Below are 20,980 nucleotides of genomic sequence, written 5' to 3' on the forward strand. Positions count from 1 at the left end.
GCAAACAATTATGTATTTGGTGTGTGGCGAAGCCCTGTTTGATTTTTTCAGTGAAGACGACGCCAGCGGTCTGGCTTCGAAAGTGAACTTCAAGGCGATTGCCGGCGGCTCGCCGTTCAACGTCGCCGTCGGTTTGCGCCGTTTGGGCGTGGACTCGGCCCTGTTCGGCGGGCTGTCCACCGACTACCTCGGCCGCCGCTTGCAGCGAGTGCTGCAGGACGAAGGTGTGCGCCCGGACTATCTGGTGGACTTCGCCGCACCGACCACGTTGGCCATGGTCGCCGTCGGTGCCAATGGCTCGCCGCACTACAGCTTTCGTGGTGAAGGCTGTGCCGATCGGCAACTGAATCTTGCGCATCTGCCGGTGTTGGGCCCTGAGGTGCGCGGCTTGCACATTGGCTCATTCTCGCTGGTCGTGCAGCCGATCGGCGACACCTTGCTGACCTTGGTGCAGCGCGAGAGCGGCAAACGCCTGATCAGCCTTGACCCGAACGTGCGCCTCAATCCCGAGCCGAACATCGACCTGTGGCGCGAACGCATCGCGACGCTGGTGCCACTGGCCGATCTGATCAAGGTCAGCGACGAAGACTTGAGCCTGCTCTACCCCGAACAAGACCCGCAACGCGTGATCGAAGGCTGGCTCGAACATCGCTGCCAGATCGTTTTCCTCACCCGTGGCGGCGACGGTGCCAGTGTGTTCAGCCGCCAGCATGGCAACTGGTCAGTGCCGGCGGCCTCGGTGAAGATTGCCGACACCGTTGGCGCCGGTGACACCTTCCAGGCCGCGCTGATCACCTGGCTGACCGAGCACGGTCTGGATTCGGTCGAAGGCGTGCAGCAACTCGCTCGCGAGCAGATCGACGCCATGCTCAGGTTCGCCGTACAAGCCGCCGCGCTGACCTGCAGCAAGACCGGCCCGGATCTGCCCTATCGTCACCAATTGAGCTGAGCGCGTAGACTGTCGGCCTTTTTGCGCACGACGGGATAACGGCTTTTGAATTACGGGCAGACGCTTGGACTACTGACACTGGCAACGCTACTGAGCGGGTGCGGCACCTCGCCGCCCCGTTCGCCGGAAGACATCTGCGAAATCTTTCGGGAAAAAAGCGACTGGTACGACGCTGCGCAAGTCACGCAAAAACGCTGGGGCGTGCCGATTCAGGTGCCCTTCGCGATCATGTATCAGGAATCCGGCTACCGCTACGACGCCAAGACCCCGCGCAAATACCTGCTGTGGGTGATCCCGTGGGGCCGCGTCTCGACCGCCTCGGGTTATGCGCAAGCCAAAGATGAAGTCTGGGCCGACTACCAGAAAAGCACCGGCCGCAGCGGCGCCGATCGCGAAGACTTCGACGATGCCATCGACTTTGTCGGTTGGTACATGGACAAGACCTATTCGATCAACGGCGTCTACAAGTACGACGCCTATAACCAGTACCTCAACTACCACGAAGGCTGGGGCGGGTTTCGCAACAAGACTTACGCGAGCAAAGCCTGGCTGATGCCGACGGCGCGCAAAGTGCAGAACCGCTCGGACGTGTATGCGCGGCAATATGCCGGGTGCAAAGAGGATTTGAATCGGGGGTTCTGGAGCCGGTTCTGGCATTGGTTGTAACGGTGACTTCAAGGGCCTCATCGCGAGCAGGCTCACTCCTACAATGGATCAATGTTGAACACGATATCCGCGTCCACTGAAGATCCCCTGTAGAAGTGAGCCTGCTCGCGATAGCGCCCGATCAAGCACTACACATCCAAGACCTACAACACCGAAAAGCTATAACTCACAATCAACCGGGTCTCATCCACATCCCGGGCAAACTTCTCGTAATTGGTGCGATACGTCGCATTCCTCAAACGCAAACTCACATCCTTGAACGTGCCCGTCTGAATCACATACTTCAACTCGCTGTCACGTTCCCACTCCTTGCCTTCCTGATCACTGCCCAAAACCTTGATGTGATCACCGTTCACATAACGCGTCAGGAAGCTCAAACCATTAATGCCAATGGCCTTGAAGTCATAGTCATAACGCAGTTGCCAGGAGCGTTCCTGCGCAGCGGCGAAGTCGTTGACCTGCACGTAGTTGACCAGATACGGATTGCTGCCATCGAGGTACGGCATCGAATTGTCGCCGTTCATACGCTGCCAACCGGCGCTGAACGTGTGGCCGCTGTGCGCGTAAGAGAGCATGCCGCTCAACGCCCGGTTATCGATGGAACCGGCCTTGGCATCACCGCTGTCGGCACTTTTCAGCACGCGCAGATCCGCTTTAAGTACACCGCCGCCTAACGGTTGATTACCCAACAGCCCGACAAAGTGCTGACGATAAATGTCTTCCAATTCGGCGTAGTGATACTGCGCAGTCAGGCGATCATTGATCTTGTAGTCGAAGCCGTACATGTCGAAATGGTCGGCGGTGGTGTTGCAGGCATAACGTTTGTTTTTACAGTGAACGCGGATGTCTTGCGAATCGGTGGAATCACGCGCGGTGTACTTGTCCAGACGCGCGGCCATGAAGGTCAGGTCTTTCAGCTCTTTAGAGGTGAGCATGGCGCCGTTGAACATCGTCGGCAGCAAACGACCGTCGTTGTATTTCAGCAACGGCAGATCCGGCAACAACGCGCCGTACTTCAGCACCGTGTCCGAAATCTTGACCTTGGCGGTCAGGCCCATTTTCGCGTACTGGCCTTTCGAGCCGCGTGGATCGTTGCCGCTGGAAGGCAGCAAGCCGCTGTTGCTGCGGTCCGGGCTGGAATCGAGTTGAAAGCCAAGCATGCCCAGCGCATCAATACCAAAACCCACGGTACCGTCGGTGTAGCCCGATTGCAGGTTGAGAATAAAACCCTGTGCCGACTCTTCACGCTTGGACGCGCCCTGATCGTTCGTGGTGTGCCCATCACGGAAATCGCGGTTGAAGTACACCGTGCGCGATTCGATTTTCGCCGTGGTGTCTTCAAAAAATCCGCTGGCCTGAACCTGTGCGGTAAAACCTGCGCACAGCACAACGGCTCCGAAGCCAAACGACTGGCGCGGGGTGATGAGGGGAAATGGGGGACGCATGAAAAACTCCAACAATGCAGCGTTTGCGCAAGCGCGCAACAAGCCAGAAAAATAGCTCCCGTCCCGGGTCGAATTGAACCAGGAGAAAGTGAACACGCAGGGGTGAGCGGCAATGATGGCAGATGGCTTTGACGGGCTACAGGCGACTTTAGTCTGAATCTGACTGAGGATTCTTCAACCCAGGGTCGTGGGAAAAGTTGCCGGCAATCAACGCCAATTCGCAGCAAACGCCCGGTTTCATTGGGCGAAACACCTCACCTAAGGGTTTTCCCTATACCGCAAACCTGCCAGACCTACGGCTTTTGTGCCTTGAACGAGGCCGCTTAATCCTCCATCATCCGTCACCTGCTTATTCAACGGACGGAATTCAAGGCATGCTGGACGCCAACGCAACCCACATTACCCTCACGCTTGAAGGCGCCAACGCCGACCTGCAAGTCCTCAGCTTCACCGGTCGCGAAGCCCTCAACGAACCGTTCCGTTTCGACCTCGAACTCGTCAGCGCCCGCCCCGACCTGAAACTCGAAGAGCTGCTGCACAAGCCCGGCGTCCTGACTTTCGGCGCCACCGGCGCAGGCAAGATCCACGGTCTGGTCTATCGCATCGAGCAAGGCGACTCCGGCAAGACCCTGACCCGTTACAGCCTCAGTCTGGTGCCACAACTGGCCTACCTGCGGCACAACCACGATCAGCAGATTTTCCAGCAACTGACCGTACCGAAGATCATCGCTCAGGTGCTGGAAGATCGCGGCATTCTCGCCGACGCCTACAGCTTTCAGCTCGGCGCCGAATACCCGGAACGCGACTACTGCGTGCAGTACGACGAATCCGACCTGCATTTCATCCAGCGCTTGTGCGAAGAAGAAGGTATTCACTTTCACTTCCAGCACAGCAGCAGCGGCCACAAACTGGTGTTCGGCGACGACCAGACCGTGTTCCGCAAGCTGAAACCGGTGAGCTACCAGCAAGACTCCGGCATGGCCGCCGACAAACCGGTGATCAAACGCTTCAACCTGCGTCTGGAAACCCGCACCACCCGCGTCAGCCGCCGCGATTACGACTTCGAAAAACCGAAGATCCTCCCCGAAGGCGCGGTCAAAACCGAGTTCGCCCCGGACCTCGAGGACTACGACTACCCCGGCCGCTTCACCACCCGCGAGCGCGGCAAGTTCCTCTCCACCCGCGCCCTCGAACGCCATCGCAGCGACTACAAACTCGCCGAAGGCAAAGGTGACGAACCGACCCTCACCAGCGGCCATTTCCTCACGCTCGCCGAACACCCGCGCGCCGAATGGAACGACCTGTGGCTGCTGCTGGAAGTCTTCCACGAAGGCAAACAACCGCAAGTCCTCGGCGAAAACGTCACCAGCGACGTCACCGACAACAAAAGCGATTTCCACCAGGGCTACCGCAACAGCTTCCTCGCCACCCCGTGGGACGCGCACTACCGCCCTGCCCTCGAACACCCGAAACCAAAAGTGCTCGGCAGCCAGACCGCTGTCGTCACCGGCCCCGCAGGCGAAGAAATCCACTGCGACCAATACGGCCGCATCAAAGTGCAATTCCACTGGGACCGCGACGGCCAGTCCAACGACAAAACCACCTGCTGGATGCGCGTCGCCAGCGGCTGGGCCGGCGCGGCGTATGGCGGCATCGCCATCCCGCGCATCGGCATGGAAGTCCTCGTCACCTTCCTTGAAGGCGATCCCGACCAGCCACTAGTCACCGGTTGCCTGTACCACAAGGAAAACGTCGTCCCCTACGACCTGCCGGCAAACAAGACCCGCAGCACCTTCAAAACCCTGAGCTCACCGGGCGGCAAGGGCTACAACGAGTTCCGCATCGAAGACAAGAAAGGCGCCGAGCAGATCTACATCCACGCCCAGCGCGACTGGGACGAGAACATCGAGCACGACCAGAAGATTCGGGTGGGCAACGAACGGCATGACACCGTTGAAGCCAACACGCTGAGCGAATTCAAGGTTGAAGAGCACCGGATTACCCATCTTGATCGGATTAGCGAGATGCGTGCGGATGATCACTTGACGGTGGCGGTGACTCAGCATCTGAAGGTCGGGACCGCGCAGTTTGTTGAGGCTGGGTCAGAAATCCATTACTACGCCGGCCAGAAGGTTGTGATCGAAGGTGCGATGGAACTCACGGCCAAGGCTGGCGGGAGTTTCGTCAAGGTCGATGCGGGTGGAGTGACCATCAGCGGCGCGGAAGTGAAGATCAATACCGGCGGCTCGCCGGGGGTTGGGACGCCTGCGGCACCATTGCTGCCGGGACCGATGAAGGTAGCGGATGCGGATAAGGCCGGTACGGTCCCTATCCCGCTGCCCAAACGCTTGAACGAGTCGGGTATCACGCCGTTGTGCGGAAAACAAAGCAACGGCGCCTGCAGCCGTAAGGATTGCACATGCATGTAAAAGCGCTAAGCGCCCTCCTCGAAGCGCCACGCCATGGGTTCGAGGAATTGCCGAGAGAAAGCTCCGACCTGACCCTGTGTTTCATCATTGATCGCGTCCGTCAGCCGGAAGCCATGAGCCGCCTGTACCGTGTCGGCGAGCCCGTAGACACGCAAGGTCTGTTTCTCAACACCAACTTCGCTGAAATTGCCGCTGACGGTCCTCTCTGGCTGGTCGCCCCGTGGGGCAGTCGACTCGCAGCCGAAGCGGCAAAGCTCTGCGAAGAAAATTTCTCCGGCATTGCCCTCTCCACAACAGATCCAGCCAAGGCACTGGCACATGCCCGCTGGCTCCTGCGTGCCAACGATGGCTCCGGTGGCCAAAGCCTGTTGAGCTATCACAAGCCAAGCCTGTGGGCCGCGCTGGCCTACACCGCTGGTGAAACTTCGCATCAGCTTTTCGGCCCTTGGCAACACGTTTACAGCCCGGCACCGGTCCACTTCGGGCGCAATCGCGGTCGCTGGTTCAGTTGGCGCCCCGTTTCGGAACTTGAATGGCTGGGCGACGTCTCAGCGTTCAACCTGCCGCCAACAGCGCCAAAGGTTCAGGAGCATCTGGGTTGGGTTTACTGGGCAGACGAGCAATACACTGCCTACGGTGAACCCACCGACGAACAGCTGCCCAACCTCGTGGAAAACCTCAACGTGCTGGTTGCCCACAACATTTACGAAGGTCGTCATTTACTGAAGCTGGGCCAAATCACCAACGGCCCGCTGCTCGAGACGCAGCCTCAGGCAATGGCCATCCTGCAATCCAGGGAAGAGTCGTTCATCAAAGTGCAACAATTGCAGCAACTGACTACCAGCGCTGCTTGATGACCCGTCCGTAAAGAATGAATGGAAGCGAAATGGAAACTGATATCTCGGAAGCACCCAAGGTAGATTTCAACAAACCAGCTGCGAACCCATCGACTTCAGCGGTACCGGTCGAGAGCAAGCCTGCCCTGGAACTTGATCCCCAGCCTGAAGCGCCTGACAGTTGTTCCAACGCGTTCGACCAGGTAAAGACGGCCTGCTCGACGGAATATGGCGAAGTGATCTACGCCACCAAAGAAAAAATGTTTTACCTATTGCCTAAACGTGCGGCCAGCTCGATCAAAGAGGCGATGAATGAACTCGAGCAACATATCAGCGCCAGCAAGTCTCCAGAAGAACGACTCAAGGGGATGAACACCGCGGGGCTTCTGGAATACTTTCTGGAGCCGAAGCTGAGTAATTTCCTGCAAGGCGAGCAAAAAAGCCGAATGCTCGAAATCGAGGCTCAGGAACCCGATATCGCGCAGCCCACGATGGCTATGCGATTGAAGGCTGTCAGCCGAGAGGCTCGAAACTCCGCAGCGCTGGACAAACTGCCGGACCAAAGCGAATACGCTCGCAATCGGGAGCTTGCCAATCAACAGCAAGCGAGCCTGCTTGAAGCCAACTCTGATGGGCAGAAACTGCAGCGCCTCTACAACGAATGGAAAAAGCTGAAAGCGGTTGCAGTCGCACAGGCAAAAACTGCTGGCTACACCTACGAAAGCGGCAACCTGTTTTCCCCAGGGGCGATCGAAGCAAGAAATCGCGTGCAGACTTACTTGAAGGCCCGCGCTGCGCTCACCAAGAGTGGCAAGTTGACGACTCTGAAAGAGGCAGACCTTCAGAAAAACAAAAAGGCCTATCTGGACGCCACAAACTGCGTCATTGATGGTAAAGCCCGGATGTGCGGTTATTTAAAGGAAGTCGCCAACGAGCGCGAAAAAGTCGAAAAAGACTTTGCTGCTTATATCGATGCGATTTTGAAAGTTGCCGACTATGGGCTGGCCCTACCGGAATTTGCGCTAATTCCTGACACTGGCGACATCAGCGCAGGTATCGAGAAATTCAAGGCATATCTCGAGATGGAGCAGCGCCAGATCAAGCTCACGGAGCAGATCCGCACGAAATATAAAGCCTGGATTGACGCCAGCGGGCAAAACGTCGCGGCACCTGCAGGTATCGTGGAGGCGGAACGGGCAGAATGGCAGCGCATTCAGCAAGATCGCCTGCAACTTCGCGATGACGCAGAGGCTGCAGTGGCCGCAGCCCTGCCGCTGCGACATCTGCTGTGGGAGCCCGAGCAATTTCAGCCGAAACCGGAAGAACGCTTGGTCAAAGCAGGCTTTCCTTTGCGCGAAGTAGCACTTTTAAATAGCCCCAACAGTCCTGTCAAACACCTGAGCCTGCTCAATCTCGAGGGCATCACAAAGGTATTGAAAAAGGACGCGAGTGAAATCGGCGCCAAGGCAAGCAAAGACTTGCAGAAACTTCCGGGGAACAGCACCGGGAAAGCAACGTCGGACACTGACGACAATCCTTTCCATGAGTGGCTGCGGCTTGAAGGTGCACTCGCCATCAAAGATCAGCAGAGTGACTGGTTTGATGAGAAAGGCTGGTTTGATGTGGAAATGTTCCACTCTTACCTGAAATCGAAGAACTACAAGGTCGAAACCTTTGAGGATGCCGGAGCCCGCAAGGATTGGGGACTTCGTCTTCGTCAGTTGCTGTTCAAGGAAGAAGTCAGAAGCTCCTTGCGCCTGTTCGACAATAGTCCTCAAGCTCAACTCGTGCGTTGCCTCACACCGCCACAGCCATCAATCCACACCGGCGCCAAGATAACCGGCCCGACATTCAGTGTGGCGGATAACTTCAAAGCCTCCGCGAAGGCAGAAGTGAGTCTGGGCATTGACCTCGCCCGTGGCGAAGTTGAATTGATGAAAATGGATCTTCCGGGCAGAGATCAGGCCCAAGACATCCTGATCCCTTACCTCGACTATGAGAAAAACCGCAAAAACCTGAATCTAGGTCGGTTCTCGATCCACCTGGGCGCTAGAGCCTGGGGATACACCGGCGCCACCCTCCTCCTTTCCTCCAGCGTGCAGTTGGGACGGGCAAACGTACAAGGCGGCCTGAACCTACCGGAAATCACCGACGCAAAACGACCGGATACGACACATGCAACCGCTGCAACCGCGAGAAGCGAACCGGTGCTGGAAGGTAACGCGGCAAAAGTTCGGGTAGAGGACGGCGCCAAAGCCCAGTTCAACCTCTTTGCGGGAGTGCAGGCAGGGATCCTACTGACAGGCGCCTTGAACTGGGCGCCGCCAAAAGAAATCGCAGCATTGCGAACCGCACCTTCACCAGGAATGACCAACAGCGTCAACAGCACCAAAGCCAGCCAATGGTCGAGTCTGGCGCGACTGACCGCCGGTTTCACCGCCGCATACGGCCTCGGTGCATCAGCAGACATCGGTATTTCCTTGCACGAAGGCCGCTTCATCATGCGGTTCAAGGCATCCGTCATTGTCGGTGCCGGAGCCGGCGGCGAATTCCAGTTCGAAGTCGGTTATGACGGCGTCATTGACCTGATTAACCTCCTGCGCCGTGAGATGCACAAAAATCAGGATAAATCGCTGATTTTTGTTACGGATGAAGCTGCCGAGTACATCGACAAACTGAACTTCCTAGGTGCTAATGGCTTTGAAGTTGCAATGTTTTACATGCAAGGTGTTGATATCGTAATGTCGTTGTATGAGGCGTTAACCGGCGGAGGTAAAGGGGCGACGATCGCTCATACGATTATGAACTATCGTAATCAAACTGAGCTGGACCAATGGATCTTAGCAGCAACCCCTGGTGCGCTTGGGCCTATGTTCATGACACTAATTTCCGCTGCTGAAGAATTTAAGATAGAGGAATACGGCGGAAGCGGCGCAAAAACAAAGACATATTCAAAAGACCAGTGCCAACTACTTCAACAACAAGCTATAGAACGTATACTTGGACTGATTGTTCGCCAAGCAGAATCACAAGGAACAGTCCCTCTTGCACAAGCACAGTTTGAAGAGGCGTGCATGAGCATGAATCGCTTTGGGACAAAAGCCGCCAGCGCCGCAGAGCAAACTTATTGTGAAAACAGACTGGGAATGGACAATTTCATGTCTGAAGCGGTCTTAAGACTAGCTAGCGTTGATAACGACAGAATGCGCAGCCGATACAAAAAACACGTTGAGATCCTTGGCGGACGCTTGGATGGATATTGCAAACGTACAAGATACTATGGCAATACATTCTTGCCGAGCGGCCAAGCAACTTACGTTGACCCAAAACACTAAACAGAAGATTATTTATGCCAATCAGATCCAAATGGTTCGCAGGATTACTTGCCATAACTTTGTGCAGCCAAGCGCATGCCGATCTTTCCTCATCACAAAAAGAAGCAAAAGAGAGAGGCCTGGTACTCTACAACCAATACAAACCTGCGGCTGCAGAATTAAAAATTGCCGCCGAAGCGGGTGATGCCGAGTCGCAATATTATTTGGGAGAGGAACTTCGACAGCAAAAACAATACATTACTGCCGAGGCTCAAAAATGGTATGAAGCCGCAGCTTTGCAAGGCGATTTGTACGCAATGTTACGACTAGCGACATCAAATAATGACTTATGCGAGGTCATGAACAATTGCCCTGAGGGCACGAAAAAACGCACTGACTGGCTGGAGTTATTAAACAAAGAAAGTGAACAAAAAGCAGATAATGGTGATGGCGAAGCAATGTACATTAAATATCTGTCGTCTGGGCAATTAGAGTGGCTGGAAAAATCCGCAGCAGCTAACTTCTCCAGAGGCCAGTGGCTTTTGGCAAATCGCTACAAAGAAGGTGAAAAATTTTTTCTGCCTTGGAAACGAACTGAAGAAGTCGGACGTTGGTTAAAAGCGTCAGCTGAAAATGGTTTCCCCGCAGGAATGCTTGAATACTCCGCATTTCTTTATGAAAACGGTGGCGATATCGGGGTAGCCCGGCATTGGATCGAAGAGGCGGCAAAAACGGGGTACGAGTCTGGCGTCAGCAGCTACGGAGCCTACCTTGCTCATGCCCCTTCCCTATATGATTTTCCGCTTGACCTAGTAAAAGGTTACGCACTGACATCATTACTGAAGGAACTTGATGGCGGTGGGAATATACAGCCTTACGTGGATGAAGTTCTGCCAGAAATTTCTGAAAAAATGAGTGCTGAGCAGATAGCAGAAGCCAGGGTATTTGCACAGCAGTGGAAAAATACGCATCCTCCCCTATCCTTTTATCCCGGAAAATATGGATTTTGACGAAACATTTTTATTCTACAAAAGGAACGCGCCTTACAAAAAAATTGTGTATTGGTTATTTCACCTTTTTGACTTCGTTCATATTTCCCATTTACGCGTCGGCGCAGTTGAGCACACAACAACAGGTAGCAAAACTGCAAGGAATCAAGCTATTCAATCAACATAAAAAAGCCGAGCACGAACTACGCATTGCGGCTGAGGCTGGAGATACTGAAGCACAATTCTATTTAGCCGAAGAACTCCGACAACAAACAATAACCCTTAATGCTGAAGCTCTTCAATGGTATGAGGCGGCAGCCACCCAAGGCGACCTTTATTCGATGATTCGAATCGGCCGAACCGATAATGACCTATGTTTGACAATGAAGAATTGTCCAATAGGAAAAAAAGAACCAAAAGAATGGTTGGCTGAAGCGACGAGAATCGCGAAAGACAAATCCGATCGCGGTGATGCGGAAGCCCTTTACATAATGTATGAGTTGACCGCAGAGAGAGAGTGGTTAAAGAAATCAGCACTCGCAGGAGATGCAATCGCCCAATATCGAATGGCTATTGGTGATCGTCAAGGAGAAGGCTTTATTCTTCCATGGAAGCGCCAAGAGATAGTCGAACATTGGTTTTTACTTTCTGCGAAAGCAGGAAACCCTAAAGCAATGATGCAACTTTTTGGTATATATAGAGAAAAAGGCGAACTGGAACAAGCCCGCTATTGGGTAGAAAAAGCGGCGTCGATTGGATATGAGGCCGGCGTCTATAACTATGGCTACTTTTTAGCCGTCGACCCTAAAGCACTCGGATTTACGGAAGATAAAATCAAAGGGTATGCATTAATTTCTCTGCTGAAAGAGCTAGACGGCGGCGGAGCAGCACAAACAGATGTTGAGGAGACACTTCCACAAATTTCAGAAAAAATGACCCCGACGCAGATTCAGGAAGCAGAAGACTTTGCTACCAAGTGGAAGACTACACACCCCCCTCTGTCTTTCTTCCCTGAAAAAATAGGCTTTTAATCTTGCATCAGCCTCTACAATTAAAACCAAGCTCAACTGCGAGACAAAGTTACTTTGAGCCACTCAAAATTTTGACTCTAAGCTTGGCGTTTGCATGCATACTGTTTAGCAAACATGCACATTCCGAGCTCTCCACCCAACAACAAAAATCAAAAAACGAGGGGATAAAACTCTACAACCAATACAAAGCTGCTGAGATGCAGTTACGTATCGCTGCGGAAGCTGGAGATGCAGAGGCCCAATTTTACCTAGCGGAAGAACTTCGCAAAAAGAAGCGCTATAGTAATAAAGAAGAAAAAAAATGGTATGAGGCTTCAGCCTCCCAGGGCGATTACTATGCAATGTTCAAACTTGCAACGACTTCAGGAGATCTTTGCTCCGTCATCAATCAATGTCCTCCAGGAAGCAAAAAACCGAGTGAATGGTTAGACCTATTGATAAAAACCGCAACTCCTCGCGCCGTAAGTGGAGATGGCGAAGCAATGGCGATTTTGTACAATGCAACTGCAGAGTTAAAGTGGTTGGAGAAGTCAGCGGCAGCTGGATATGCACCTTCACAGTGGTTACTCGCCAATCGTTATGCCGAGGGCGAAGGCACATTTTTACTTCCTTGGAAGAGGAAGAATGCTGAGGAGGAGTTGCTAAAATCCGCCTCAGAAAGTGGCTATCCCCCAGCGATGATTGAATATATATCGATCCTTTTCCAACGAAACGATTTAGAAAGTGTTCGATATTGGTGGGAAGTGGCGGCAAAAACCGGCTACCAAACCGCCGTTGCAAGTTATGGTGCGTATCTATCCCATACTCCCGACAAGGTTGGCTATACCATAGATCTAGTTAAAGGCTACGCACTCGTATCCTTGCTTAAAGAACTGGATGGCGGTGGAAACATTCAAGCTTATGTCGATGGCAAGTTACCTCAAATAGCAGAGAAAATGACGCCAGCTCAAATTGAGGAAGCAAAAAAATATGCGATTGAATGGAAGGCTACTCACCCGCCTCTTTCTTTCTTCCCTGAAAAAATAGGCTTTTAATCTTGCATCAGCCTCTACAATTAAAAACAAGCATAATTGCAAGACCAAGTTACTTTGAACCACTCAAAATCTTGACTCTAAGCTTGGCATTTGCATGCATGCTGTTTAGCAAGCATGCAAACTCCGAGCTATCCACCCAACAACAAAAATCAAAAAGCGAGGGGATAAAACTCTACAATCAATACAAAGCCACTTCTGCGATTGAGTTTTTGAAGATCGCAGCTGATGGTGGCGATGATGAGGCACTCTACTACCTAGGTGAATCAATAAGAAAAAACAACAGATACTTGACTCAGGAAGCACAAAAAGCTTACGAGGAGTCAGCAAAAAAAGGCAATATTTATTCTATGATCCGGCTCGGAGGAGCGGACCAAGACTTGTGCGTAACCATGAAGAATTGTTCCCCCTCTGAGCAATCGCCTGAAGGCTGGATGAATGAAGCTAAGAAGCTTGCAACTGATCAGGCATCTCATGGAAATGCTGAGTCTATGTACTTGTTATGGGAAATAACAGGGAACGATGAATGGTTAGAAAAATCTGCAGGAAAAGGTTTCGCATTGGCGCAATTTCGTTTAGCGACTAAATATCAAGAAGGTGGCGGAGTATTCCTACTGCCCTCCAGAAGATCAGATGAAATCGAAAAGTGGATGAAAGCGTCTGCAGAGAATGGCTATCCTCCAGCTATGATGGGATTTGCCGCTGCCAGGCTTGAAAAAGCCGACTTTTCATCGTTTAGAACTTGGAATGAAAAAGCTGCAGATTCAGGCTACGTATCAGCGGTTTTTGGTTATGCTTCTTATATAGGCGAAGTTGAACCAAAATACGGATTCACCTCAGACCCAGTGACGTCATATGCGCTACTATCAAATCTACTAGAGCTTGATGGTGGTGGAAACGTAACAAACAATGTTAACGATGTTTTGCCAGAAGTGGAAAAAAACCTTTCAAAAGAGCAGATAGGGAAAGCAAAAGAACTCGCAAAACGTGGAAGGCCAACCACCCGCCTCTCTCGTTCTTCCCTGACAAGCTAGGATATTAACGCCAGTGAGGCTATTCAGGTATTTCTTTGTCGCAACATTTTTAATAAGTACCACGCCTGCTTTTGCGTCAAAATCAGAGCGCGAAGTTTCTGCAGGCATTGCGTTATATAATCAGTTAAAATTTGACGCAGCCTTTCCCTCATTAGAAAAAGAAGCGCAATCTGGAAATGTGGAGTCGCAATACTACTTAGGCGAAGCGCTAAGAAAGCGTAACCGATATATGACGCCTGAAGCACAGCAATGGTATGAAACAGCGGCGATGAATGGCTCGATTTACGCTATGATTCAGTTGGGCAGAGCAAAAAACGATCTTTGCGCAATAATGGAAAACTGCCCACCGTCTAAAAAAACTCAAGCCGAGTGGTTCGTGGAAGCCAAGAAGGTCACTTTGCCGAAGGCAAATGACGGCGATCCAGAATCTCTGTATTTAATGTATGAAATCACCTTGGATCATAAGTGGTTAGAGAAATCTGCAAATGCAGGATATCCACTCGCTCAATATTGGATGGCCGTCGGAGATCGACAAGGTGAGGGATTTTTTCTTATACCTGGAAAACGTGATGAGGCCATCCGCAAATGGCTGAAAGCTGCCTCTGAAGGCGGCAATCCAAAAGCAATGATGGAATACATTGAGATCCTGTATAAGAAAGGCGATCTTGATGGGGTGCGCCATTGGCTTCAGGCAGCAGCTGAAACGGGCGATCAAAAAGCAATTAGCAGCTATGGCTCTTACATTGCCCATGCACCCGACCAAGTTGGTTATCCCCTCGATCTTGTTAAAGGTTATGCACTGATTAGCCTTCTGAAAGAGCTGGATGGTGGAGGCGCTATTCAAGATTTCGTTCAAGATACTCTCGAAGAAATTGGCAGCAAAATGACACCTAAACAGATAGAAAGTTCTAAAGCTGTCGCTGAGCAATGGAAAACCACTCACCCACCGCTCTCCTTCTTCCCCGAAAAGCTAGGCAGATAATTAGAATGACAAGATTCTTGACTTGGCCTTTATTAATTGCTCTTTTTTCTTGGGCGGAACCAAGTCTGGCGGCAGACAGCGCCCCTGAAAAAGTTTCAGGATTAGTTCTATACAACCAACTCAATATTAACGCAGCGACTCAACAACTCCAAATTGAAAGCAACGACGGAAACTCGGACTCTCAATACTATTTGGCGGAAATCATTCGTAAAAAAAGCCGTTACATGGCCCCCGAAGCGCAACATTGGTATGAAAAGGCGGCAGAAAAAGACAATATCTATGCAATGATTCAACTGGGCCGACACAAAAATGACTTTTGTCAGAAGATTGGCAACTGCCCTCCATTCAAGAAAACCCAAGCGGAATGGTTTGCACAAGCTAAAGGATTAGTTCTACCAAAGGCGCAGGAAGGCGATCCCGAATCCTTGTATCTAATGTATGAAATCACTCTTAATCGTGAGTGGTTAGAGAAATCTGCAAACGCGGGATACTCGCTCGCGCAGTACTGGATGGCGGTCAGCGAGCGTCAGGGCGAAGGTTTCTTCTTGATTCCAGGAAAACGTGATGCATCTGTAAAAAATGGCTTTTGCTTTCGTCGGAAGGCGGATATCCAAAAGCAATGATGGATTACCTAGAAATTTTACATAGAGAAGGCGACACAGCGAGTATTCGCCAGTGGCTTGAGTTAGCAGCCCGCAGTGGTTACCAAGTGGCAGTAAGCAGCTATGGTGCCTATATTTCCCACACTCCAGACAAACTGGATTACCCCCTAGATCTAGTTAAAGGTTATGCGCTTTTTACATTGCTTAAAGATCTAGGTGATGCTGGCGGAATCGGAAGATATGTTGAGCGAAAAGGTGAAGAAATTCGCGAGAAAATGACACCAGCACAGATTGAAGATTCAGAAAGAATAGCTAAAGAGTGGAAAACCACTCACCCGCCACTCTCATTTTTTCCGGACAAGCTAGGATATTAACGCCAGTGAGGCCATTTAGATATTTTATTATCGCGACATTTTTAACAAGTGCCACACTTACTTTTGCGTCGCAGCCAGCGCACGAAGTATCTGCAGGCATTATTTTATATAATCAGCTAAAGCTTGATGCAGCCTTTCCTGTATTAGAAAAAGAAGCGCAAGCTGGAAACGTGGAATCGCAATACTACCTAGGCGAAGCGCTAAGAAAGCGAAACCGATACATGACGCCCGAAGCACAGCACTGGTATGAAACGGCTGCGATGAATGGTTCCATATACGCGATGATTCAGCTAGGCCGTAAAAATTCGGATTTGTGCAAGATAATGGATAACTGCCCTGCCAGTTCCAAAAGTCCTGCTCAGTGGTTTGCGTATGCCAAAGAACTAGCGTTGGCAAAAGCGAACAGCGGTGACGCTGAGTCTCTATTCTTGATGTATGAAATAACTTTGAATGACGAATGGCTTGAAAAGTCAGCAAACGCTGGTTACCCACTTGCGCAGTATTGGATGGCGGTGAGTAAGCGGCAGGGGAAGGGATTCTTTTTTATCCCTGGGAAACGCGACGAATCGGTCCGAAATTGGTTAAGGCTTTCGTCAGAGGGTGGATACCCTAAAGCGATGAATAACTATCTGGAAATTCTTTACAGGGACGGCGACATGCAGGCTGTCCATCATTGGCTAAAAATTGCAGCTGAAACTGGCGAGCAAGATGCTATGAGCAACTATGGTGCTTACATTTCGCATACGCCAGATAAAATTGGCTACCCACTGAATCTAGTCGAAGGCTATGCGATGTTCTATCTAATGAAAGACTTGAATGATGCCGGAGGCATTCAAGATTATGTTGACCGGAAGATAGAAAAAATTGCTGAGAAGATGACACCCGAGCAAATCGAGCAATCAAAAGTTTTCGCAAAACAGTGGAAAGACACTCACCCACCCCTCTCATTTTTCCCTGACAAACTAGGAGATTGACCGCAGCCCCAGCGGTTAGTCGCACAACACCCCGCTTGCATTAACCGGCAGCAAGTGAATCAGCCCGCGTAAATTCAGCTGTTCACCCCTGCCGTTTTCACTAGCCCATCAAACCGGCGCCTTCCAACTCAACATCTGCTGCTGCGCCACCTGCAGCAAATCATTGCCATCCTGCGTCAGCAGGTAAAGCGCATGGGTGATGTGTGGAATGTCTTGCACGTCGGCGTGTTTGAAGCACAGGCAATGCAGGGTTTCGAGCAGGTCAGCGGCGGCGCGGATGCGCTGGACGGCGGCTTCGAGGATGTCTTTCGGGTTGGCTTGGGTGTCGATGAGCAGGGTCGGGGTTTCGGTGACGTTGCTGCTGAGGGGGAGATAGCGGTTTTGTAGCAGTTTAATTATTGGCATTTTGATTACTCAACTGTATTAGAAGGTAACCGCCATAGCCGTGACCAAACGGTGGGAGGCGGCCGTGTACAGGCTTGGTCAACCGAGAACAGTTCAAACTCAGCTCGCCCGAAGGCGTCCTGCACACAGCCGCCACAGCAATGCACTTCACGGATCGTGAAATCCGAGCGATGCAAATGATGGCACATATGCAATGAACTTTTCTCAGGTGACCAAACCCGAACCACTGATTTTGCAGCGGCAACCGACAATAACCGCCCCGCTCCAGCCGCCGAAAGCAGACAAGGCACCAGCCTTTGTAGGAATTCGCCAAACATCCCGAAGAAAACCACCCCACTCCCTGACAGCCGGCGTTCAGCTTGGTTAACCATCCCTTAACGCCGTGGTCAAAAACTCTACTGAACCGCACGCCCTCAGCCGCTTTGGCTGTTGCCCAGTGCGGCAGGTTCGGCTGAATCGCGCCGAACGCTAGAACCGCCACTCGGGAGTCCTTTCATGAACATTCGTCCTTTATTGCTCACCGCCGCCCTCGCCTCCACCGCGTTTGCCGGGCTGGCACAGGCCAATGACACTTCCGCCACGTCCAAAGCCGTGCCGTATGAGTACGGCATGCCGCTGCATGTGGCCAAAGTGGTGTCGTTGACCGAGCCGCCAACGCAACTGTGCAAAGTGGTCACGGCCGATATGAAGTACATCGACAATGCCGGTAAGCCCGAGGAAATCAGCTACCGGAAATTGTCTGACGCGTGCAACTTCCAGAACTGACAGAAACGTCTGATTTGCGGGTTTGCGGTAGGCGTGGGGTGTTTCGGCGGTTATGCTCGGAGCCCTCCTCACTGCCGCAAGGATTCGCCATGCAGTTGTCGTTTCGCACGTTGTCGGGCTTCACGTGTTCGTTGTGTTTTTTGCTGGCACTGGCCTGGGGCATTTTCCCGGAGAGGCTGCTGGCGATCTGGAGCATCGAGTACTCCGACGCTGCCGGGTTTGTCGCGCGGCGCAGTGCGGTGCTGTTTGCGGCGTTGGGGGTGATGTTTTATCTGGTGCGCAATGCGCCGCCGTCGCTGGGGCGCAATGCGCTGAGCAACGGGTTTATCGTCGGTTGTTTTGGTTTGGCGGTGCTGGGCTTTGCGGAATGGCTCAACGGTCATGCCGGCCCCGGCATTTTGCTCGCGGTGCTGGTCGAGTTCGCGCTGGGCCTTGGTTTTGTGCAGGCCCGGCGCGTGACGGTCGAACTGGGTGAAACGGTGCGTTAGACGACTCTGGAGCGTGGGCTGTAGTGATGTTGCACAGTTTGCTGGTTCAGATCCGATCGCAGCCCGGCGATCAGTTCGTTGATTTCACGACAGCCATTGAGGTGGCTGGCGTCGATGCCACTGACCAGCAGATCGACTTGATCGGTCTGGTGATCGCCGAAAACCTTGACGGTCATCGACAAGTCCGGCGACAGCGTGCACTGGCAGCGTTTCGGCAGAAAACTGCTTTCAATGATATTGCGTAGTTCCAACGCAGACAGAAACATGGCGAAACCCTCTCCTTACTGTGAGATGCCAATCAAGTATTCACGCTGACCGTTGCTGCCCCTGCACGGGTGTGTCCCCGCTGTTTCCCTGGTGCGACAAGCGGTGGTACTGCGAAATGCCCATTGGAGTGTAGGCGCCCAAGGCCGGTGCGCCGCACTGAAAAGACGCATAAAGCGTGCCTTTCATCGGTTCATTTTCACCCTCATGAAATCAAGCACTTGGCGGCGGCGCCAGTATTTGGCTACTTGCAAATTGCAAGAATGGCCTCGGCGGGTACTGCAATTTGCAACTCGACGCTGGTTTGCAATCACGGCCCATGACGGTAAGAATGCCCGTTATCCACCCTACACCCGCACGGAGGCTTCCATGGGTTCTTTCCGCGTTTACGCGACCACCGGGCTGTTCATCGCCAGCCTGTCCACCCTCGCCCACGCCGCCAAACTTGAAGACGTCGCGCCGTACCCGAAGGCTGAAGCCGGGTTCACCCGCCAGGTCATTCACTTGCCCAAGCAAGAGCAGGAAGAGAACTTCCAGGTGGAAATCCTCGCCGGCAAAACTCTGGAAGTGGATTGCAACCGCCAGCGTTTGGGCGGTGTTCTCGATGAGAAGAATCTTGAAGGTTGGGGTTATCCGTTCTATCGCCTGGAAAAAGTCATTGGGCCGATGAGCACGATGATGGCCTGCCCGCCCGGCAGCCAGAAGAAGCGCGCGTTCGTGCCGGTCGTCGGTGACGGTTTCATGCTGCGGTACAACAGCAAGTTGCCGGTCGTGATATACGCGCCGTCGGACGTCGAAGTGCGCTATCGCATCTGGTCGGCCTCGGACAAAGTCGGTACCGCCCTGCAGGAATAACCCGAACAAGGAGTGCGTCGTTTGATTACCTGCCACGTCCGATATGTCATTGATCCCTACCAATTGCCCGAGTTCGAGGCCTATGCCAAGGCCTGGCTCGGCATCGTCGAGCGCTTGGGCGGCACTCATCACGGCTACTTTTTGCCGTCCGAGGGCGCGAGCAACATCGCTTATTGCCTGTTCAGTTTTCCGTCACTGGCGGATTACGAAAGCTATCGGCACATCGCGATGACCGATCCGGAAAGCACCGCACTGGTGGCCAGTCTGGTCGAGAAGAAGTTCATCGTCAGCTACGAGCGCAGCTTCCTGCGCCCTTTGCTGCCGTAAACCGCTTCACGCCGAGACGCCGTACACCGCGGCGCGCTCGGCGACGTGACGCAGGCTGTCAAAGTTGATATTGGCGCCCGAGTCGATTGCCACGAATGTCTGCTCGCGCACCCCGGTTTGCGCTACGTATTGCTTGATTCCCGCCACGGCCAAGGCGCCGGACGGTTCGGTGATCGAGCGGGTATCGTCGTAGATATTCTTGATCGCTGCGCAGAGGTCGTCATTGCTGACGGTGATCACTTCGTCGACGCAGAAACGGCAAACCTCAAACCCGAACGCACCGATCTGCGCTACTGCCACACCATCGGCGAACGTCCCCACATTGGGCAGCACGACACGCTGATCGGCTTCCAGCGCGGCCTTCAGACACGCTGAATGTTCCGATTCAACGCCGATGATCCGCACTTCCGGGCGCAGGTATTTGACGTACGCCGCGATGCCGGCGATCAGACCACCGCCGCCCACCGGGATGAAGATCGCATCCAGGGTACCTTGATGCTGGCGGAGGATTTCCATTGCCACGGTGCCCTGCCCCGCGATCACCTCCGGGTCATCGAACGGAGACACGAAGGTGCGCCCGCTCTGTTCCGCCAGTTGCAGCGCATGGGCCAGTGCGAACGGGAAACTCTCGCCGTGCAGCAACGCTTCAGCGCCGCGACTGCGCACACCCAGCACTTTCAGTTCCGGCGTTGTCGCCGGCATGACAATGGTCGCCGCAATCCCTAGCTCGCGAGCTGCCAGCGCCACGCCTTGCGCGTGATTGCCGGCCGATGCGGTGATTACCCCGCGCGCCTTTTGCTCGTCACTGAGTTGCACCAGTTTGTTGTAGGCGCCACGGATCTTGAAGGAGAACGTCGGTTGCAGGTCTTCACGCTTGAGCAGAATCCGGTTGCCCAGCGCATCCGACAGCGCCGGCGCCGCTTGCAAAGGCGTGCGCACCGCGAGGTCGTACACCGGCGCGGCGAGGATCTTTTTCACGTAGTGCTCAAGCAGGGTTTGCTGATCGTATGTGTAGCTCATGAACATCTCCTTGGCAGAATTCACACGGTCCCTGTAGGAGTTGCCGGAGGCTGCGAACTTTTGACTTTGGTTTTTCTAAATCAAAAACAAGATCAAAAGATCGCAGCCTTCGGCAGCTCCTACATGAGCCACATTTCAAAAACCCCGGAGACAGAAAGTAAAAACCCGCCTCTAGGGCGGGTTGGGTGCTGCAGTCGTGA

At 53.0% G+C, this 20,980-nt stretch carries 20 protein-coding genes and 1 pseudogene; 17 read left to right on the forward strand and 4 right to left on the reverse strand.

All coding sequences use genetic code 11. The features are described 5' to 3' along the window. Window positions 1-10 precede the first annotated feature (10 nt). Window positions 11-949 (forward strand): carbohydrate kinase, encoded by a 939-nt coding sequence (locus KBP52_RS04315; protein ID WP_123595631.1) that lies wholly within the window; start codon window positions 11-13, stop codon window positions 947-949. Window positions 950-994: 45 nt separating this feature from the next. Further along, window positions 995-1,615 carry a hypothetical protein gene (locus KBP52_RS04320; RefSeq protein ID WP_116028949.1) on the forward strand — a complete coding sequence of 207 codons (621 nt, stop codon included), beginning with the start codon at window positions 995-997 and terminating at the stop codon, window positions 1,613-1,615. Between the two features lie 143 nt (window positions 1,616-1,758). On the opposite strand, the gene KBP52_RS04325 is transcribed toward KBP52_RS04320, so the two are convergent. Continuing rightward, window positions 1,759-3,060 carry an OprD family porin gene (locus KBP52_RS04325; protein ID WP_212622171.1) on the reverse strand — a complete coding sequence of 434 codons (1,302 nt, stop codon included), beginning with the start codon at window positions 3,058-3,060 and terminating at the stop codon, window positions 1,759-1,761. Window positions 3,061-3,434: 374 nt separating this feature from the next. On the opposite strand from KBP52_RS04325, the gene KBP52_RS04330 reads away from it, so the two are divergent. From KBP52_RS04330 to KBP52_RS04375, 11 genes are read left to right on the forward strand one after another with little or no spacing between them, the layout of a single operon-like run. Beyond that, window positions 3,435-5,489 (forward strand): type VI secretion system tip protein VgrG, encoded by a 2,055-nt coding sequence (locus KBP52_RS04330; protein ID WP_212622172.1) that lies wholly within the window; start codon window positions 3,435-3,437, stop codon window positions 5,487-5,489. After that, complete coding sequence (locus KBP52_RS04335) at window positions 5,480-6,343, forward strand: DUF4123 domain-containing protein (protein WP_212622173.1); 864 nt, start codon at window positions 5,480-5,482, stop codon at window positions 6,341-6,343. The genes KBP52_RS04330 and KBP52_RS04335 overlap by 10 nt, the downstream gene beginning before the upstream one ends. Before the next feature lie 32 nt (window positions 6,344-6,375). Continuing rightward, window positions 6,376-9,660: a hypothetical protein gene (locus tag KBP52_RS04340; protein WP_249122250.1), complete on the forward strand. Its 3,285-nt coding sequence runs from the start codon at window positions 6,376-6,378 to the stop codon at window positions 9,658-9,660. A gap of 14 nt (window positions 9,661-9,674) precedes the next feature. Further along, a complete protein-coding gene (locus KBP52_RS04345; protein ID WP_150706583.1) occupies window positions 9,675-10,649 on the forward strand; it encodes a sel1 repeat family protein in 975 nt (324 codons plus the stop codon). Further along, window positions 10,595-11,659: a tetratricopeptide repeat protein gene (locus KBP52_RS04350; RefSeq protein ID WP_224796885.1), complete on the forward strand. Its 1,065-nt coding sequence runs from the start codon at window positions 10,595-10,597 to the stop codon at window positions 11,657-11,659. The genes KBP52_RS04345 and KBP52_RS04350 overlap by 55 nt, the downstream gene beginning before the upstream one ends. 2 nt (window positions 11,660-11,661) lie before the next feature. After that, complete coding sequence (locus KBP52_RS04355) at window positions 11,662-12,693, forward strand: sel1 repeat family protein (RefSeq protein WP_249122251.1); 1,032 nt, start codon at window positions 11,662-11,664, stop codon at window positions 12,691-12,693. A 2-nt stretch (window positions 12,694-12,695) separates the two neighbouring features. Next, a complete protein-coding gene (locus KBP52_RS04360; protein ID WP_249122252.1) occupies window positions 12,696-13,724 on the forward strand; it encodes a sel1 repeat family protein in 1,029 nt (342 codons plus the stop codon). Between the two features lie 13 nt (window positions 13,725-13,737). Continuing rightward, on the forward strand, window positions 13,738-14,706 hold the full coding sequence (locus KBP52_RS04365; RefSeq protein ID WP_186615951.1) for a sel1 repeat family protein: 969 nt from the start codon (window positions 13,738-13,740) through the stop codon (window positions 14,704-14,706). Between the two features lie 17 nt (window positions 14,707-14,723). Beyond that, window positions 14,724-15,329, forward strand: coding sequence for a hypothetical protein (locus KBP52_RS30435; protein WP_249122253.1), 606 nt, complete (start codon window positions 14,724-14,726; stop codon window positions 15,327-15,329). Further along, entirely contained in the window at window positions 15,329-15,682 is a 354-nt protein-coding gene (locus KBP52_RS30440; protein WP_249122254.1) for a hypothetical protein, read from the forward strand. The genes KBP52_RS30435 and KBP52_RS30440 overlap by 1 nt, the downstream gene beginning before the upstream one ends. After that, a complete protein-coding gene (locus tag KBP52_RS04375; protein ID WP_249122255.1) occupies window positions 15,628-16,656 on the forward strand; it encodes a sel1 repeat family protein in 1,029 nt (342 codons plus the stop codon). Before KBP52_RS30440 ends, KBP52_RS04375 begins: the two co-directional genes overlap by 55 nt. Before the next feature lie 108 nt (window positions 16,657-16,764). Here KBP52_RS04375 and KBP52_RS04380 read toward each other — a convergent pair whose 3' ends face one another. After that, the gene (locus KBP52_RS04380; protein WP_007912147.1) at window positions 16,765-17,061 is read right to left on the reverse strand and encodes a hypothetical protein; all 297 of its coding nucleotides are present in this window, start codon (window positions 17,059-17,061) and stop codon (window positions 16,765-16,767) included. A 495-nt stretch (window positions 17,062-17,556) separates the two neighbouring features. Here KBP52_RS04380 and KBP52_RS04385 point away from each other — a divergent pair, with 495 nt between their 5' ends. Then, window positions 17,557-17,826 (forward strand): DUF2790 domain-containing protein, encoded by a 270-nt coding sequence (locus tag KBP52_RS04385; RefSeq protein WP_150730144.1) that lies wholly within the window; start codon window positions 17,557-17,559, stop codon window positions 17,824-17,826. A gap of 89 nt (window positions 17,827-17,915) precedes the next feature. Beyond that, window positions 17,916-18,314 (forward strand): hypothetical protein, encoded by a 399-nt coding sequence (locus tag KBP52_RS04390; RefSeq protein ID WP_212622175.1) that lies wholly within the window; start codon window positions 17,916-17,918, stop codon window positions 18,312-18,314. On the opposite strand, the gene KBP52_RS04395 is transcribed toward KBP52_RS04390, so the two are convergent. Further along, a complete protein-coding gene (locus tag KBP52_RS04395) occupies window positions 18,311-18,580 on the reverse strand; it encodes a DUF1652 domain-containing protein (protein WP_007912157.1) in 270 nt (89 codons plus the stop codon). The genes KBP52_RS04390 and KBP52_RS04395 overlap by 4 nt on opposite strands. 367 nt (window positions 18,581-18,947) lie before the next feature. On the opposite strand from KBP52_RS04395, the gene eco reads away from it, so the two are divergent. Further along, a complete protein-coding gene (gene eco / locus KBP52_RS04400) occupies window positions 18,948-19,433 on the forward strand; it encodes a serine protease inhibitor ecotin (RefSeq protein WP_212622176.1) in 486 nt (161 codons plus the stop codon). A gap of 21 nt (window positions 19,434-19,454) precedes the next feature. Then, window positions 19,455-19,760 carry an NIPSNAP family protein gene (locus KBP52_RS04405; RefSeq protein ID WP_064362707.1) on the forward strand — a complete coding sequence of 102 codons (306 nt, stop codon included), beginning with the start codon at window positions 19,455-19,457 and terminating at the stop codon, window positions 19,758-19,760. Between the two features lie 30 nt (window positions 19,761-19,790). Here the strand turns inward: KBP52_RS04405 and ilvA are convergent. Further along, window positions 19,791-20,786, reverse strand: a pseudogene (gene ilvA, locus KBP52_RS04410) (threonine ammonia-lyase, biosynthetic); the annotation flags it as partial. Window positions 20,787-20,980 lie beyond the last annotated feature (194 nt).

This window comes from Pseudomonas sp. SCA2728.1_7 (genome assembly GCF_018138145.1).
GTDB lineage: Bacteria > Pseudomonadota > Gammaproteobacteria > Pseudomonadales > Pseudomonadaceae > Aquipseudomonas > Aquipseudomonas koreensis_A.

Coding starts and splice junctions, on each gene's coding strand:
- KBP52_RS04325 (WP_212622171.1), bottom strand. CDS start 3,060: ATGCGTCCCCCATTTCCCCTCATCACCCCGCGCCAGTCGTTTGGCTTC.
- KBP52_RS04330 (WP_212622172.1), top strand. CDS start 3,435: ATGCTGGACGCCAACGCAACCCACATTACCCTCACGCTTGAAGGCGCC.
- KBP52_RS04340 (WP_249122250.1), top strand. CDS start 6,376: ATGGAAACTGATATCTCGGAAGCACCCAAGGTAGATTTCAACAAACCA.
- KBP52_RS04385 (WP_150730144.1), top strand. CDS start 17,557: ATGAACATTCGTCCTTTATTGCTCACCGCCGCCCTCGCCTCCACCGCG.
- KBP52_RS30440 (WP_249122254.1), top strand. CDS start 15,329: ATGGATTACCTAGAAATTTTACATAGAGAAGGCGACACAGCGAGTATT.
- KBP52_RS04335 (WP_212622173.1), top strand. CDS start 5,480: ATGCATGTAAAAGCGCTAAGCGCCCTCCTCGAAGCGCCACGCCATGGG.
- eco (WP_212622176.1), top strand. CDS start 18,948: ATGGGTTCTTTCCGCGTTTACGCGACCACCGGGCTGTTCATCGCCAGC.
- KBP52_RS04395 (WP_007912157.1), bottom strand. CDS start 18,580: ATGTTTCTGTCTGCGTTGGAACTACGCAATATCATTGAAAGCAGTTTT.
- KBP52_RS04390 (WP_212622175.1), top strand. CDS start 17,916: ATGCAGTTGTCGTTTCGCACGTTGTCGGGCTTCACGTGTTCGTTGTGT.
- KBP52_RS04345 (WP_150706583.1), top strand. CDS start 9,675: ATGCCAATCAGATCCAAATGGTTCGCAGGATTACTTGCCATAACTTTG.
- KBP52_RS04315 (WP_123595631.1), top strand. CDS start 11: ATGTATTTGGTGTGTGGCGAAGCCCTGTTTGATTTTTTCAGTGAAGAC.
- KBP52_RS04380 (WP_007912147.1), bottom strand. CDS start 17,061: ATGCCAATAATTAAACTGCTACAAAACCGCTATCTCCCCCTCAGCAGC.